General features: G+C 32.1%; 16 protein-coding genes and 1 other RNA gene. 6 read left to right on the forward strand and 11 right to left on the reverse strand.

Features of this window, described 5'->3' with window-relative positions:
- The first annotated feature begins 9 nt into the window (after positions 1-9).
- Positions 10-471, forward strand: coding sequence for a DUF2147 domain-containing protein (locus tag ACWI69_RS06760; RefSeq protein ID WP_448821074.1), 462 nt, complete (start codon positions 10-12; stop codon positions 469-471).
- A 69-nt stretch (positions 472-540) separates the two neighbouring features.
- On the opposite strand, the gene ACWI69_RS06765 is transcribed toward ACWI69_RS06760, so the two are convergent.
- The 4 genes from ACWI69_RS06765 to ACWI69_RS06780 are packed head-to-tail and all read right to left on the reverse strand — an operon-like array spanning position 541 to position 4,082.
- On the reverse strand, positions 541-1,308 hold the full coding sequence (locus ACWI69_RS06765; RefSeq protein WP_448821075.1) for a TSUP family transporter: 768 nt from the start codon (positions 1,306-1,308) through the stop codon (positions 541-543).
- Positions 1,309-1,335: 27 nt separating this feature from the next.
- On the reverse strand, positions 1,336-1,872 hold the full coding sequence (locus ACWI69_RS06770) for a chromate transporter (RefSeq protein ID WP_448821076.1): 537 nt from the start codon (positions 1,870-1,872) through the stop codon (positions 1,336-1,338).
- Entirely contained in the window at positions 1,869-2,399 is a 531-nt protein-coding gene (locus tag ACWI69_RS06775) for a chromate transporter (RefSeq protein ID WP_448821077.1), read from the reverse strand. Before ACWI69_RS06775 ends, ACWI69_RS06770 begins: the two co-directional genes overlap by 4 nt.
- A gap of 60 nt (positions 2,400-2,459) precedes the next feature.
- The gene (locus ACWI69_RS06780) at positions 2,460-4,082 is read right to left on the reverse strand and encodes an ABC-F family ATP-binding cassette domain-containing protein (protein ID WP_448821078.1); all 1,623 of its coding nucleotides are present in this window, start codon (positions 4,080-4,082) and stop codon (positions 2,460-2,462) included.
- 166 nt (positions 4,083-4,248) lie between these two features.
- Here ACWI69_RS06780 and ACWI69_RS06785 point away from each other — a divergent pair, with 166 nt between their 5' ends.
- The 3 genes from ACWI69_RS06785 to efp are packed head-to-tail and all read left to right on the forward strand — an operon-like array spanning position 4,249 to position 6,943.
- Positions 4,249-5,205 (forward strand): NADH:flavin oxidoreductase, encoded by a 957-nt coding sequence (locus ACWI69_RS06785; protein WP_448821079.1) that lies wholly within the window; start codon positions 4,249-4,251, stop codon positions 5,203-5,205.
- Entirely contained in the window at positions 5,205-6,368 is a 1,164-nt protein-coding gene (gene earP, locus ACWI69_RS06790) for an elongation factor P maturation arginine rhamnosyltransferase EarP (protein ID WP_448821080.1), read from the forward strand. Before ACWI69_RS06785 ends, earP begins: the two co-directional genes overlap by 1 nt.
- A gap of 11 nt (positions 6,369-6,379) precedes the next feature.
- A complete protein-coding gene (efp, locus tag ACWI69_RS06795; protein ID WP_448821081.1) occupies positions 6,380-6,943 on the forward strand; it encodes an elongation factor P in 564 nt (187 codons plus the stop codon).
- A gap of 80 nt (positions 6,944-7,023) precedes the next feature.
- On the opposite strand, the gene ffs is transcribed toward efp, so the two are convergent.
- The 3 genes from ffs to ACWI69_RS06810 form a co-directional block, all read right to left on the reverse strand.
- Positions 7,024-7,123: signal recognition particle sRNA small type (ffs, locus tag ACWI69_RS06800), an RNA gene on the reverse strand.
- Between the two features lie 113 nt (positions 7,124-7,236).
- Positions 7,237-7,962 carry a 3-oxoacyl-[acyl-carrier-protein] reductase gene (gene fabG, locus ACWI69_RS06805; RefSeq protein WP_448821082.1) on the reverse strand — a complete coding sequence of 242 codons (726 nt, stop codon included), beginning with the start codon at positions 7,960-7,962 and terminating at the stop codon, positions 7,237-7,239.
- A 78-nt stretch (positions 7,963-8,040) separates the two neighbouring features.
- A complete protein-coding gene (locus ACWI69_RS06810) occupies positions 8,041-9,630 on the reverse strand; it encodes a chloride channel protein (protein WP_448821083.1) in 1,590 nt (529 codons plus the stop codon).
- 158 nt (positions 9,631-9,788) lie between these two features.
- Here ACWI69_RS06810 and dapF point away from each other — a divergent pair, with 158 nt between their 5' ends.
- Positions 9,789-10,625, forward strand: coding sequence for a diaminopimelate epimerase (gene dapF, locus ACWI69_RS06815; RefSeq protein WP_448821084.1), 837 nt, complete (start codon positions 9,789-9,791; stop codon positions 10,623-10,625).
- Positions 10,616-11,926, forward strand: a complete 1,311-nt coding sequence (locus ACWI69_RS06820) for a hemolysin family protein (protein WP_448821085.1) — start codon at positions 10,616-10,618, stop codon at positions 11,924-11,926. The genes dapF and ACWI69_RS06820 overlap by 10 nt, the downstream gene beginning before the upstream one ends.
- A gap of 29 nt (positions 11,927-11,955) precedes the next feature.
- Here ACWI69_RS06820 and ACWI69_RS06825 read toward each other — a convergent pair whose 3' ends face one another.
- The 4 genes from ACWI69_RS06825 to ACWI69_RS06840 form a co-directional block, all read right to left on the reverse strand.
- Entirely contained in the window at positions 11,956-13,131 is a 1,176-nt protein-coding gene (locus ACWI69_RS06825; protein ID WP_448821086.1) for an NAD(P)-dependent malic enzyme, read from the reverse strand.
- A 24-nt stretch (positions 13,132-13,155) separates the two neighbouring features.
- Entirely contained in the window at positions 13,156-13,698 is a 543-nt protein-coding gene (locus ACWI69_RS06830) for a Fe-S-containing hydro-lyase (RefSeq protein WP_448821087.1), read from the reverse strand.
- On the reverse strand, positions 13,695-14,537 hold the full coding sequence (locus tag ACWI69_RS06835) for a fumarate hydratase (RefSeq protein WP_448821088.1): 843 nt from the start codon (positions 14,535-14,537) through the stop codon (positions 13,695-13,697). Before ACWI69_RS06835 ends, ACWI69_RS06830 begins: the two co-directional genes overlap by 4 nt.
- 93 nt (positions 14,538-14,630) lie before the next feature.
- Positions 14,631-15,128: a PTS sugar transporter subunit IIA gene (locus tag ACWI69_RS06840; RefSeq protein WP_448821091.1), complete on the reverse strand. Its 498-nt coding sequence runs from the start codon at positions 15,126-15,128 to the stop codon at positions 14,631-14,633.
- Positions 15,129-15,131 lie beyond the last annotated feature (3 nt).

Raw genomic sequence — 15,131 nt, forward strand, 5'->3', positions numbered from 1 at the left:
GAGGAAAAGATGAAGAAATACTTTGTAATTTTATTTTTAGTCATAGTTTGTCAACTTTTTTCTAAAGATCCGTATATTGGATATTGGGAGATGTCAGATGGAAAAGTAGTAATAGAGATTAAAAAGGTGAACCAAGAGTATGTAGGGTATGTAAGGTGGCTGAAAGATTTAGTTTATCCAGAAGGTGATCCTATGGAAGGGATTGAGCAGATAGATAGGAAAAATCCTGATTCAAGTTTAAGAAATAGAAAAGTTATGGGGTTACAGGTTGTGGGAGGATTGAAGTTAAATAAGCAAGAAACCTCTTTAGTAGATGGTTGGATATATGATTCATGGAATGGAAAAAAATATTATGGTTCAGCTAAAGAAATAGATAGTAACACACTGAGTCTAAAGGGTTCTATAGACCCTTGGGGAATTTTAGGATATTCCATGAAAGTTAAAAGAGTAGAATTATCAACTTTAAAATGAAGAAGGGAGAAAACAGATATAACAAACAGGATAGAGTTTATAAGTAGGGTTTATCTTGTTTGTTATACATTAGTTAAAAGCTTTGTAAATATTGAACATATTGATTAATATTATACAAACAATGGAGATGTTGAAAATTTTTTCAATGTATTCATTCGATAAATAATGATTGAGTTTAGCTCCAATGAATCCTCCCAGAATACCACCGATAACCATAACAGGTAGCATTTGTAAGTTGTAGTTAGAAAATCCACTATCAATATAGATTAAAAATAATTTTGAAAATTGAGATAATAAAATTATAAATATAGAGCTGATGGCAGCATTTTTAGTGGAAAAAGCAAAAAGTGTGACTAAAATCGCGACATTGATTGGTCCACCTCCAATTCCAAGGAAAGATGCAATGCCTCCAAGAAGGAGTCCAACTAAAAATACAACAGAAATATTTATAATTTTATATTTTGGAAGAGAATTTTTTAAAAGAACCAGAACTAAAAGTATTGTTAGGATTATAGCTTGAATTCCTTTTCCATAGCTTTCATTATCAAAGAGAGTTAAAAAAATATCGAAAGCTTTTTTTCCAATTCCCCCTCCTAGAATAGAACCAATAGCTAAAGTTACTATGCTAAGATTAATTTTAAAGCCTGACTTAAATTGCTTAATAGTGGCTATAAATGCCATAGAAAAAACTGTAATAGAGGATAAAACTCCAACAGTACTGAGATTATAATCACCTAGAGCATCAAGAATAGGTTTTATTATGACTCCTCCTCCTAGTCCAGCTAAAGAACCCAGAGTGGTTGCACATATAGCAGTTATAAAGTAAATAAAAAACATGACCCCCTCCTAAGATAATGAAGATATTTAAAAAAGAAAAATACCAGCTAAAGATGTTGATAATAGAATAAGTATAGGATTGATTTTAGGAGCATACTTTGTTCCTAAAAAAACAATAAGGAAAATAAGAGTAGCTTTTAGAGTTTGGGAATTATTACTTACAAAAAAAGTTGGTTTTGCGACAATTATCCCAGCAAATGCTATAAGCGCTAGAGTAACAGGTTTAACACCTCTAAAAAATAGGTCTTTTTTAGAGTTATTTTTTATTTTATAAAAAATACTGGCAACGATTAAAATGACTATAAAAGATGGTAGAGCCGAACTAAATGTGGCAATAAGAGCTCCCGGAATTCCAGCAACTTGATGACCAACAAAAGTTGCGGTATTGATGGCAATTGGTCCAGGAGTAACTTGAGATATAGTAATAATATCCAAAAATTGTTGATCTGTTAGCCAATTTTTTCTAAAGACCACATCTTGCATAAGAGGAAGCATGGCTAATCCACCTCCAAAAGAGAAAAGTCCAATTTTGAAAAATTCATAAAAAAGTGTGAAGTATATCATTTTTCCTCCTTGATAGTAAAAAATATAATACATCCAATTCCAAAAAATAAAATTAAGAATATAGGTGATACATTGAATAAAATTAAACTTAAAAGAGAGATAAAAAAGATAGAATAACTCAATTTATCAACTAAAGTATTTTTAGAGAGTTTGATAACAGAGGATAGAATGAAGGCTGCAATACCAGCTCTAAGACCAATAAATAATTTTTGCATTACAGGATTTAAAAAGCTCTTAGCAAAAAATATTGAAATTAAAATTATAACTAAAAGAGATGGAGAAATAACTCCTAAAGTGGCAGCGATTGATCCTAAAATGCCCATACGTTTTTTTCCAATAAAAGTAGCGGCATTTATAGCAATAGGACCTGGAGTCATTTGTGAAATAGAGATTATTTCAAGAAGTTCATCTTTGTCAATCCACTTTTTATTATAGATTATCTCTCTTTCTATAAGTGGAATCATAGCATAACCTCCTCCAAAGGTAAACATTCCAATTCTAAAAAAAGTAAGAAAAAGTTCTAACATAAAATCCTCCTTAATTGAAATAAAAGCAGAGGAAGACCTCTGCTTTTTCATTTTTATTGATTAGACATTGTACATATCTTTTATCTTAGCTTGTAACTCTTCGTCAGCAATATAGTCATCATATTCCATCAACTTATCAATAAGTCCACTTGGTGTTATTTCAATAATTCTATTAGCTATTGTTTGAATAAACTCATGGTCGTGAGCTCCAAATAAAATAGTTCCTTTAAAGTTAGTTAGAGCCTTATTAAGAGACGTGATTGATTCAAGATCTAAGTGGTCAGTCGGATTATCAAAGATTAAAACATTTGCATTAGTAAGCATCATTCTTGATAACATACATCTAACTTTTTCTCCTCCAGAAAGAACTTTAGCTTTTTTAGTAGCTTCTTCCCCAGAGAATAACATTCTTCCTAGGAATCCTCTAACAAAAGCATCATGTTGATCAGGAGAGTATTGTCTTAACCAATCAATTAAATCTAGATCACAGTTTTCAAAGAAAGCTGAGTTATCTTTTGGCATATAAGCTTGAGAAGTTGTTACACCCCATGTATAAGTACCACTATCTGCTTCCATTTCACCAGCTAGTATAGAGAATAATGTTGTTTTTACAATATCATTTTGAGAGATAAATACAACTTTATCATTAGTATTTATTGTAAATGATACGTTATCTAGAATCTTAACCCCATCCACAACTTTTGTAAGATTTTCAACTTTAAGAAGGTTATTCCCAGCTTCTCTTTCAGGTTTAAATTCAACAAATGGATATTTTCTATTGGATATTTGCATATCTTCAAGTTGTAATTTCTCAAGTTGTTTCTTTCTAGAAGTCGCTTGTTTTGACTTGGATGCATTGGCACTGAATCTAGCGATAAACTCTTGAAGCTCTTGTCTTTTTTGTTCTAATTTTTTATTTTTATTATTTATCAGTGTTTGCATAAGTTGATTGGATTCATACCAGAAGTCATAGTTACCAACATACATTTTAACTTTTCCATAGTCAATATCAGCGATGTGGGTACAAACTTTATTCAAAAAGTGTCTATCGTGTGATATAACAATAACAGTTGTGTCTTCTAAATTCATTAGAAAATCTTCAAGCCAAGATATAGCTTGAATATCAAGTCCATTTGTAGGTTCGTCAAGTAATAAGACATCAGGATTTCCAAATAGAGCTTGAGCTAGCAAAACTTTAACTTTTTCAGGTTCACTTAACTCTCTCATTAATTTGTAGTGTAGGTCAGCAGTTATTCCAAGACCAGTTAAAAGCATTTCAGCTTCAGTTTCAGCTTCCCATCCATTCAGTTCAGCAAATTCACCTTCAAGTTCAGCAGCTCTCATACCATCCTCGTCGGAGAATTCACTTTTTGCGTAAATTTCATTTCTTTCTTCAATAATTTTCCAAAGCTTTGTATGTCCCATTAAAACAACATTTATAACTGAATCTTCCTCGTGAGCAAAGTGATCTTGCTTAAGAACAGCCATTCTTTTATTTTTATCAAAAATTACTTCTCCTTCAGTAGGATCTAAATCTCCTGAAAGTATTTTTACAAATGTTGATTTTCCAGCACCATTAGCTCCGATAAGTCCATAACAGTTTCCAGGAGTAAATTTAACGTTTACATCCTCGAAAAGCTTTCTACCAGAAAATCTCATACTTAGATTACTAGTTGCTATCATCTAAAAAACTCCTCCTAAATATTTATAATATAAATTCAAATTTTAAACACATATCTTAAATATTATATCACGATTTTTAAGAATAGGAAACATAATATATTTTCTTTTTTTTTAAAATTATGTTAGAATATTTTATAAAATTTGTATAAGAAAGAGAGGAAAAAGAGTGAATTTATTTACTCCTTTGAATATAAAAAATAAAAGGTTAAAAAATAGAGTTGTTTTACCTCCACTGGTTAGATTTTCTATGGTAGGAAAAGATGGGTATGTAACTGAGGAGCTTTTAGAATGGTATGAAGAGGTAGCAGAAGGCGGAGTAGGGTTGATTATTGTTGAAGCCAGTTGTGTTGCTGAGGATGGGAAATTAAGAGATAATCAAATAGGAATATGGGATGATTCTTTTATTGAAGGACTATCAAAGATAGCAAGTATTGGTAAAAAATATAGCGTTCCAATGCTAATTCAAATTCATCATGCTGGATTTAAAGAGAAAATTACAAAAGTTTCGGAAGAAATTTTGGATAAAATTTTAAATCAATTTGTAGAAGCCTTTAAAAGAGCTAAGAAAGCAGAATTTGATGGTATTGAAATACACGGGGCACACACATATTTAATATCACAATTGAATTCTAAAGTATGGAATACTAGGGAAGATAAATATGGAGGAAGTTTTGAAAATAGAATGTATTTTACAAAGGAACTTGTATTGAGGACAAAAGAGCTATTTGATAACGATTTTATATTGGGGTATAGAATGGGTGGAAATGAACCCGAGTTAAGAGATGGAATAAGAATAGCGAAATATCTAGAAAGTATAGGTATTGATTTATTACATATATCTTCAGGGGTTCCAAATCCAGAAAGAAAGCAAGAGATAAAGATAGATATTCCTGAAGATTTTCCTTTTGATTGGGTAGTCTATTTAGGAGTAGAAATAAAAAAACACATTGATATTCCAGTGATAGGAGTGAGAAATATAAAAACAGAGGAGCAAGCGAGTATTTTGATAGAAAATGAAATGTTAGATCTTGTGGCGGTAGGAAGAGCAATGATAGCGAGACCTGATTGGGTAAAGTTTGCCAAAAAACAGTATTATAAAAGAACAGGAATTTTGGTGGAATAATGGTTATAAAAAGTTTGGATATATTTTGTGAGATTATCGATAATTTTGGAGACATTGGAGTTGTATATAGACTTGCAAAAGAGTTAAAAGTTTTTTATAATGATTGCGTCGATATAAGAGTTATCTTAAATAGGGTAGATGAATTTACAAATATGAACAAAAAAGCCAAAAATATAAATTATCAAGAGATCGATGGAATTATTTATATGACAAATGAATATTTGACCAAAAATATATGTACATTTTCTCCTGCAGATGTTATAATAGAAGCCTTTGGATGTAATGTTTTAGAGGAGTATTTAGAGAAGGCTAAGATTGAATCATCACTTCTAATAAATTTAGAATATTTATCTGGGGAGGATTGGATAGAGGAAGTACATTTGATGGAATCGCCTCTTGGAGCAAAGAAGTTAAAGAAATTTTTTTATATGCCGGGTTTTACAGATAAAACTGGTGGAGTAATTGTTGACAGCTCATTTTTAAATAGAAAAAGAAGTGTCTTAGAAAATAAAGAGTATTATTTGAAAAAATATATACCTGAAATAGATAAACGTTATTTTATAGGAACTATATTCAGTTATGAAAAAAATTTTCGTCCTTTAATGGATGTTTTATTGAAGAATGGAAAAGACAATTGTTTACTAATATTGGGTGAAAAATCTCAGATTAGCATAAAAAGTTTAATCGAAGAATTTAATATACAATTTTTAGCAGATGGGATTTATAAATACAAAAATATATTAATTAAATTTATGCCATTTTTGGAACAGGAAGAATATGAAGAGTTAATAAATTTAGCTGATTACAATTTTGTCAGAGGAGAAGATTCTTTCATAAGAGCTCTATTAACTGGAAAACCATTTATTTGGCACATATATTTACAAGATGAGATGGCACATATGGATAAGGTAGATGGCTTTATAAGAAGGTATAATGAAACTTTAGAGAAATTGGAGTCAGGTAGGGCGTTAAATATTCATTCAAAGCTATTAAGAGATTATAATTTAAGGAATAGTAACTCTTTAGAGTTGGGAAAGGAGAGATTTGATGACTTTTTTAAAGAGTTTGAAAATATATCGAAACTTTCACAAAACTATTCAGAGTACCTTGAATTAAAATGTAATCTTATAGATAAATTAAACAAATTTATTTTAAAATATTAGGAGGTTCAATTATGAAGACTGCTCAAGAATTAAGAGCTGGAAGTACAGTAAAGATTGGAAACGATCCTTACGTAATTTTAAAAGCAGAGTATAACAAATCAGGAAGAAACTCTGCCGTAATGAAGTATAAGATGAAAAACTTATTAAACGGAAATATATCTGATGCTATATATAAAGCAGACGATAAAATGGATGATATCAGACTTGATAAAGTTAAGGCTGTTTATTCATATAATGATGGAGATTTCTACGTATTCTCAAATCCTGAAACTTGGGATCAAATTGAGTTAAAAGATGAGGATTTAGGAGACGCTCTAAATTATTTAGAAGAGTCAATGGAATTAGAGGTAGTTTACTACGAATCAACTCCAGTTGCTGTAGAGTTACCAACTTTTGTTGAAAGACAAGTAACTTATACTGAGCCTGGATTAAGAGGAGATACTTCTGGAAAAGTTATGAAACCAGCTAAAATAAACACTGGATTTGAAATTCAAGTACCTCTATTCGTTGAGCAAGATGAGTGGATTAAAATTGATACAAGAACAAATGAATATGTAGAGAGAATTAAAAAATAATGAAAATTAGGTTGGAGAACTTATTTCTTCAACCTTTTTTATTTAGATGAAAAATCAATGGGAAATAAAAAAGCCACAAGGTATGGTAAGAGTAATCTTATACCCGTATTAAGTACCTTAGTGCTGCTTCCTTCCAGACCTGACACGATTCGATATTAATACGCCATAAGGCTCCCACCACCACACTTGTGACATTTACAATTATATCATCAAATGAATGAAAATACAAGTAGAAAAATAGAAAAAATAAAGGCAAGAAACAAAAATCTTGCCTTTACTATAATACGTTTTGGTTACAGTGCTAGTCCACCACTAACCTCAAGTGTTTGTCCAGTGATGTATGAAGATTCATCACTTGCTAAAAATAATACAGCATTAGCAATATCCTCAGGCATTCCCAATTTTCCTAAAGATGTTCGCTCTAACATTCCATTGATAACATCTTCAGGTAAAACATCCGTCATTGGAGTAGAAATGAATCCAGGTGCGATACAATTGGCCCTAACTTGAGCCCCCTTTCTAGATAATTCCTTAGCCCAAGTTTTAGTCATTGCAATAACGCCACCTTTAGTAGCAGCATAATTAGCTTGACCAATATTTCCATATAAACCTACAACGGATGATATAGTAATAATCGATCCTTTTTTATTTTTAGTCATTAAAGGAGCAACTGCTTGAGTTATATTAAACACACCTTTTAAATTAACATTTATTACAGCATCCCAAGCTTCTTCACTCATTCTTACAAATGGAGCATCTTTCGTGATACCAGCGTTATTAACAAGGATATCAATTCTTCCAAATTCATCTTTTATTTTTTTTACGAGCTCTTTAATAGCCTCTCTATCAGTTACATTTAAGATTTCATGTCTAACATTAGCTTGTTCGAAAGTGGCGTCGCCCATATCACAAGATATAACTAATTCAGCACCTTCAGAAGCTAATTTTTCAACTATAGTTCTTCCAATTCCTCTAGCACTTCCAGTAACTAAAGCAATTTTTCCCTCTATTCTATTCATCTAGACCCTCCTATAAAATACATGTGTCATTTAATAGTATAATCATTTTAAAAAAATGTCAATAATTTCCTTAAAAAATTAGTGAGATGTTCCCATTTTGAATAGAATTTCATTTAATTTGTCAGCTTGTTTTTTAGGAAGTAATAAAACTAAGACATCTCCAGCGAGGATTTTACTATTACCTTTAGGTATATACTCAGTTTCCCCTCTCCTAATAGCAACAACAAGAGTATTTTTAGGCCAAGTGATATCTTTTACTAACTTCTCATCAAATTCAGACTCTGCAGAAACAGGGATACAAATTAAAGTTTTTTCGTGGTGCTCATGACGCTCCTCTTCCAAATCATCCTCAATTTTCTTTTTAGGTAGTCTATCATATAAAATATCATAAATGGGCTCCAGTTTTAAGAGATCTGTAATATAGTAGGCTACGATAGAAACTGTTGCAATTGCTAAAAGATGATCAAAACTGCCAGTCATCTCTAAAATTAGAATAACTCCAGTTATAGGAGCTCTAACAACAGCAACAAAAAATCCAGCCATTCCTAAAATCATGTAGTGTATCACAAAATCACTATGGAGACCAAAAGTTGCTATAAGAGTCAATGCGTAAATTTTTCCGAGAATAGCACCTAAAACAAGCATTGGTAAAAATATACCACCTTGAAATCCAGTAGCGTAAGATATTGCTGTAAATAATAGTTTAACAATAAAAACTAACAATAGGAATACTATTGTCTGTTTAAGATAGGGAAGTTCTTCAACTAGATGATGTCCGCCACCAGTTATGTCAGGCATAATAAAGCATATAATGAATGATAGTGTCATGACTGATGAGATTTTAATAGCTCTAGGAAGTTTAATATCTTTAAAGACATCTTGTGTTTTAATTAAAGAAAATGTAAAGAGTTTTCCCAAAAATGCTATAACAATACCAAAAATTATGAAAAATAAAAATTGAAAATATGGATTAACATCTGTAGGATATTTGACATTTAGACTAAAAGCTGGATTCATCCCAAAAATTCTTCTAGCAACAAAATTTGAACAGATACTAGCTAAGAATGTACAGATGATAAGTTTTGAAGAAAAAAAACGATGAAGTTCTTCCATACTGAATATAACTCCAGCTAGTGGTGCACCAAAAGCTCCAGCTAAACCGGCACTCGAACCAGCTGTAACAAGATATTTTTCGTCGGTATAGTTTCTTTTAAAAACTTTAGTAAATCCATACCCGATATATGAACCCAGTTGTACTGAGGGTCCTTCTCGACCTAGAGATAGTCCAGCTCCAATACCAAGCAGACCACCGAAGAATTTCACTAAAAGTTCTTTTACCCAAAAAATATAATCTAATTTTCTTAAAATTAAGGCTTTAACTTGTGGGATACCACTTCCGCCTGTTGTAGGAAATTTTCTAGATAGATAATCTACAAAAAGACCTATAACGATAAAAGTTCCCCATATTAAAAGAAGTTTGGAGGGATTTGTAAGAAGTTCTTTGCTGATATAGTGCTCTCTTAGATTACCGGCAATTCCCAAACCATATCTATAAATGGATACGATAACTCCAGTAATAGCACCTACGAGAAGCGAGAGAACGTATAGACCTCTATTTCCTTTTTGGAGAAGTTCAACATGATTTTTTATTTCTCTTTTTCTGTTCATAAAAATCTCCTTGATGACATATTGTATTACTTGGGAATATTAACACAAAACTTATAAAAAGTAAAGTGGAATCAAACAAAAGTAGAGGGGTTGCGTTAAATGAAAGGATAGGGTAGAATATAATGTAATAGAAAGTTATACTAATGAGGTGATTAATTTTGAAATTTAATAAAATGCAAGGAGCTGGTAATGATTTTTTACTGTTTGATGGAGTAAAAAATAAATATGAAAATTATTCAAAGATAGCCAAAAAACTTTGTGACAGACGTTACGGAGTCGGAGGAGATGGTATAATGATTGCAGAGGAGAGTCAAATTGCAGACATAAAGATGGTATACTACAATTCAGATGGTTCAAAAGGTGAAATGTGTGGAAATGGAATTAGATGCTTCTCAAAATTTGTTTATGAAGAGGAAATTGTAAAAAAAGAAGAAATAACAATAGAGACAGGAGATGGAGTAAAAACAGCGTATTTAACTGTGAATGATAATAGAAGTAAAGTTGACTCAATAATGATATCCATGGGCAAAGCGAGATTAAACTCAAAAGAGATTCCAGTATCAATAGAGAAAGAGCAAGTGATAGATGAAAAAATAAATATAGCTGGAAAAGATATAATTTTTTCAGCAGTTTTGATTGGTGTTCCTCATGCTGTGATAATATGTGATGATTTAGAAAGTATTGACATAGACGGTCTAGGCTCAGAAATTGAAAAGAATAGGCTATTTCCTAAAAATATAAATGTAAATTTTATTCAAATTTTAAGTAGAAATAGAATTAAGATAAAAACGTGGGAAAGAGGAGCTGGAAGAACATTAGCGTGTGGAACAGGATCATGTTCTGGAGTGTATATTTCTAATTTGTTGGGATTAGTTGATAGTGAGGTAGCTGTAGAAACAGAAGGTGGAATATTGAAAATAAAGTTACAGGGAGATGAAATATTTATGATAGGAGCAGCAGAGACCACATTTAAAGGAGAGGTAGTATGGGAATAGCAGAGAAATTATTGTATATTCTTTTATTAATTTTGATAAGTGCATTTTTTTCTATGGCTGAAATATCTTTAGCAGGAGCGAGAAAAATAAAATTACAGTTATTGGTAGATGAAGGAAACGAAAATGCAAAAAAAGTAATAGAGCTTCAAAGTAATCCGGGAAATTTTTTTACGACTGTACAGATAGGTTTAAACATTGTAGCTATATTGGCTGGTATAATTGGAGATGGTGTACTTTCTCCTTTGATAGCTAAGTATATAGAAAATCCAACAGTAGCTTTTTTAATATCGTTTATATTTGTAACAGGTTGTTTTGTTGAATTTGCCGATTTAATACCAAAAAGATTGGCAATGGTATATCCAGAAAGAATAGCCCTTGCTTTAGTGAAACCAATGACTCTGACAATAAATATTTTAACACCAATTGTTTTTATATTTAGTGGAGTGGCCAATTTGGTTTTTAAAATTTTTAATACACCAAATTCAAGAGATGAACTAATAACTCATGATGATATTTTTGCATTGGTAGATGCAGGAGCGGAAGCTGGGGTAGTCCATACTAAAGAGCATCACTTAATTGAAAATGTGTTTGAACTTGAGCAAAGATGGGTATCGTCAGCTATGACAACAAGGGACGAGATAATATATTTTACTTTAGAAGAGACTGAGGAGAGTATAAAACAAAAGATAGCGGAATATCCACATTCCAAATTTTTAGTTTGTGAAAGTGATATAGATTCTATATATGGATATGTGGGATCAAAAGATATCTTACCTAGAATCTTAAAAGGTGAATCGAGTGGTCTTCAGAATATAAAAGAAATAACAAATAGGAATATTTTGATTATTCCTAATACTCTGACTCTTTCAGAGATGCTAGATAGGTTTAATGAGGCTAGAGAAGATTTTGCTGTAATATTAAATGAATATGCTCATGTTGTTGGAGTAATAACTTTAAATGATGTTGTATCAACTTTAATGGGAGATGTAGTTTATCCAATGCAAGAGGAGTATATAATAAAAAGAGGAGATGGTTCTTGGTTAATAGATGGAGTTACAGCAACTGAGGATGTAAAGAAGGTTTTAGAGATAGAAGCTTTTCCAGAAGAGGATAGCTATGAAACAATAGCAGGATTTATGATGTATATGCTGAAAAGTATTCCAAAAAAAGGAGCACATATAGAGTTTGGTGGATATAGTTTCGAAGTAGTAGATGTAGATAATTTTAAAATTGATCAACTTTTGGTTATAAAAGAGGAAAAAAAATCAGAAAACGATTCAGAGAGTGATGGAGATGAATAAAAAGGTAGCTCGAAAGAGCTACCTTTTTATTATCTTGTAACATTTTGTTCTTTGGCAATTCTTTTAACTTCTTCAGCAACAACAGTAGCTACCCTTGGATCAAAGGCATTGGGAATAACATATTCAGGTGTTATTTCATCATCCTGAATCAGCTTAGCAATTCCAATAGCTGCAGCAATTTTCATCTCTTCAGTTATTTTTTTAGCTTTAGCATCAAGAGCCCCTCTAAAAATTCCAGGAAAAGCTAGAACATTATTAACTTGGTTAGGGTAGTCAGATCTACCAGTACCTACAATTTTTGCTCCTCCCGCAATAGCGTCCTCAGGCATAATTTCAGGATTAGGATTTGCCATAGCAAAAACGATAGCATCTTTGTTCATAGTTTTAACCATATCAATTGATAGGATGTTAGCAGCGGAAACTCCTATAAAAACATCTCTTCCTGCAACAGCTTCTTTAAGCCCGCCCTTAATATTTTTAGGGTTTGTAATATCAGCTATTTCTGATTTTAAGAAATTATAGTTAGCTTTATCGTCTTTATTTATAATACCGTCAATATCATTGACAACAATATCTTTTGCTCCCATTTTAATAAGAAGTTTAATGATTGAACTACCAGCAGCACCAGCTCCGCTAACCACAAATTTAGCAGTTTCAAAAGATTTATTAACCAATTTGAACGAGTTGATAAGAGCAGCGACAACAACGATAGCTGTACCATGTTGATCATCATGAAACACAGGGATATCAAGTTCATTTTTTAGTCTTGTTTCAATCTCTACACATCTAGGGGCAGAAATATCTTCTAAATTTATACCACCAAATCCAGGTGCAATCAGCTTAACAGCTTTGATAATTTCCTCAGTATCTTGTGTATCTAAACAGATGGGAAAAGCATCAACATCTGCAAATTGTTTAAAAAGAATGGCTTTTCCTTCCATAACGGGAAGAGCAGCCTCAGGACCGATATTTCCTAAACCTAGTACAGCAGAACCGTCGGTAACGACAGCTACCATATTTCCTTTAGATGTGTATTTATATACATTTTCAACATTTTCTTTTATTGCTAGACAAGGAGCAGCAACACCCGGAGAATATGCTAAACTTAATTCATCTTTATTTGTAACAGCAACTTTTGATATAACTTCAATTTTTCCTGAATGAGTTTCATGCAACTTCAAAGATTTTTCAAAAACTGTAGACATAATACATTACCCCTTTAACTGAATTTATTTTGAGCTATTTCTAGCTATTTCATATAGGTCATTTCCTTCACAATCGTTAATTACGATTGCTGGGAAATCAACAACTTCAAGTTTTCTGATTGCTTCAGCTCCCAAATCTTCATAAGCAATAATCTCACTACTTTTTACAGATTTAGCAATTAAAGCGGCCGCTCCACCAACGGCTGCAAAATATATAGCCTCATTCTTAACGATAGAATCTTTAACTTTTTGATCTCTTGCTCCTTTTCCAATCATACCTTTTAAACCTTGATCTAAAATAGCAGGAGAGTAAGAATCCATTCTATAGCTAGTAGTGGGGCCACAACTTCCAATAGGCTGTCCAGGCTTGGCAGGAGTTGGACCTGCATAATAGATAATTTGCCCTTTTACATCAAAAGGTAGTTCTTTTCCCTCTTCTAAAAGTTTAACCAATCTAGCGTGTGCAGCGTCTCTAGCAGTGTAGATAATACCAGTTATAGAGACAGCATCTCCAGATTTTAATTTTTTAATATCTTCATCTTTTAACGGTGTTGTTAATCTAATCATAGTGTTACCTCCTTATGTCTAGCAGCATGGCAGTTTAAATTGACAGCAACCGGTAAAGAGGCAAAGTGACAGGCTTGCGTTTCAACTTTTACAGCAAGAGCAGTAGTTTTCCCGCCAAGTCCTTGAGGACCTACATTAGTATCATTTATTAATTTTAGAAGTTCAACTTCTAAAGCTGCAGCAATGGGATCAGGATTGATATCTTCAATTTCTCTCAAAAGAGCTTCTTTAGCTAATTCAGCACATCTTTCAAAGTTTCCTCCGATTCCAACTCCAACAACTATAGGTGGACATGGATTTCCACCAGCATTTTTTATGCTATCGACAACAAATTTTTTTATTCCTTCTACTCCGTCTGCAGGTTTGAACATTTTTAAAGTGCTCATATTTTCAGAACCTCCACCTTTTGGAGCTACAATAATTTTGACTTTATCAGATCCCGGTACAAGTTTGGTGTGAATAACTGCAGGAGTGTTGTCTTGAGTGTTAACTCTATCTAGAGGATGTCTGATAACAGATTTTCTTAAATACCCATCCTTGTATCCTTTAGCAACTCCAGCATTAATAGCGGAATAGATGTCACCATTAATTTTAACTTCAGTTCCAATTTCTAAGAAAACAACAACAAGACCAGTGTCTTGACACATAGGAACATTGTCTTTTGCAGCAATTTCATCATTTTCAATAATTTGACTTAAAATAACTTTCCCCAAATCGCTAGTTTCTGTTTTTTGGCATTCTTTAATTTTGTTTAAAACATCATTACCAATAAAGTAATTAGCTTCAATACAAAGTCTAGCCACTTCATTAGTAACTAATTCCAAATCTAGTACTTTCATTCTTCCTCCTTAAGTTTCCGTGTATGCCTTTTATATTAATTAAAGAAGGTACCATCTTTTCCTAAAATAGCAAAGAGGCACCTTCTTAAAAAACTACTTTTTGATTTTAACTCTCATCAAAAGGTCTCCTATTTTAACATCTCCAGAAGCAACTACTTCAAGTGCTTCAACTTGGTCCATGTTAGCAACTATAACAGGAGTTTTTGTTGATTTAGCGTGTTCCTTAATATAAGCTAAATCGTATTTAATAAGCTCGTCTTTAACCTCTACAGTCGATCCAGGTTCAGCAACTCTAGTGAATCCTTCTCCATTTAATTTTACTGTGTCAATTCCAAAATGAACAATCAATTCAAGTCCGTTGGGAACCTCAAAACTAACAGCATGGTTAGTGGCAAAAATGTCGATTTCACCGGCAACTGGTGAGCAAATTACACCCTCAATAGGATCGATTCCACATCCATCTCCAATCATTTTTTGAGAAAAAGCATCATCTGGTATTTCGCTTAGAGGAATAACTTTCCCATTTAGTGGTGAATAGATATTGAACCATTCATCCTCTTTTTTCTTTTTAAAGAAATCAAATAATCCCATAGT

Source organism: Cetobacterium sp., from assembly GCF_977044495.1.

Coding starts and splice junctions, on each gene's coding strand:
- ACWI69_RS06760 (WP_448821074.1), top strand. CDS start 10: ATGAAGAAATACTTTGTAATTTTATTTTTAGTCATAGTTTGTCAACTT.
- ACWI69_RS06765 (WP_448821075.1), bottom strand. CDS start 1,308: ATGTTTTTTATTTACTTTATAACTGCTATATGTGCAACCACTCTGGGT.
- ACWI69_RS06770 (WP_448821076.1), bottom strand. CDS start 1,872: ATGATATACTTCACACTTTTTTATGAATTTTTCAAAATTGGACTTTTC.
- ACWI69_RS06775 (WP_448821077.1), bottom strand. CDS start 2,399: ATGTTAGAACTTTTTCTTACTTTTTTTAGAATTGGAATGTTTACCTTT.
- ACWI69_RS06780 (WP_448821078.1), bottom strand. CDS start 4,082: ATGATAGCAACTAGTAATCTAAGTATGAGATTTTCTGGTAGAAAGCTT.
- earP (WP_448821080.1), top strand. CDS start 5,205: ATGGTTATAAAAAGTTTGGATATATTTTGTGAGATTATCGATAATTTT.
- efp (WP_448821081.1), top strand. CDS start 6,380: ATGAAGACTGCTCAAGAATTAAGAGCTGGAAGTACAGTAAAGATTGGA.
- fabG (WP_448821082.1), bottom strand. CDS start 7,962: ATGAATAGAATAGAGGGAAAAATTGCTTTAGTTACTGGAAGTGCTAGA.
- ACWI69_RS06810 (WP_448821083.1), bottom strand. CDS start 9,630: ATGAACAGAAAAAGAGAAATAAAAAATCATGTTGAACTTCTCCAAAAA.
- ACWI69_RS06820 (WP_448821085.1), top strand. CDS start 10,616: ATGGGAATAGCAGAGAAATTATTGTATATTCTTTTATTAATTTTGATA.
- ACWI69_RS06825 (WP_448821086.1), bottom strand. CDS start 13,131: ATGTCTACAGTTTTTGAAAAATCTTTGAAGTTGCATGAAACTCATTCA.
- ACWI69_RS06830 (WP_448821087.1), bottom strand. CDS start 13,698: ATGATTAGATTAACAACACCGTTAAAAGATGAAGATATTAAAAAATTA.
- ACWI69_RS06835 (WP_448821088.1), bottom strand. CDS start 14,537: ATGAAAGTACTAGATTTGGAATTAGTTACTAATGAAGTGGCTAGACTT.
- ACWI69_RS06840 (WP_448821091.1), bottom strand. CDS start 15,128: ATGGGATTATTTGATTTCTTTAAAAAGAAAAAAGAGGATGAATGGTTC.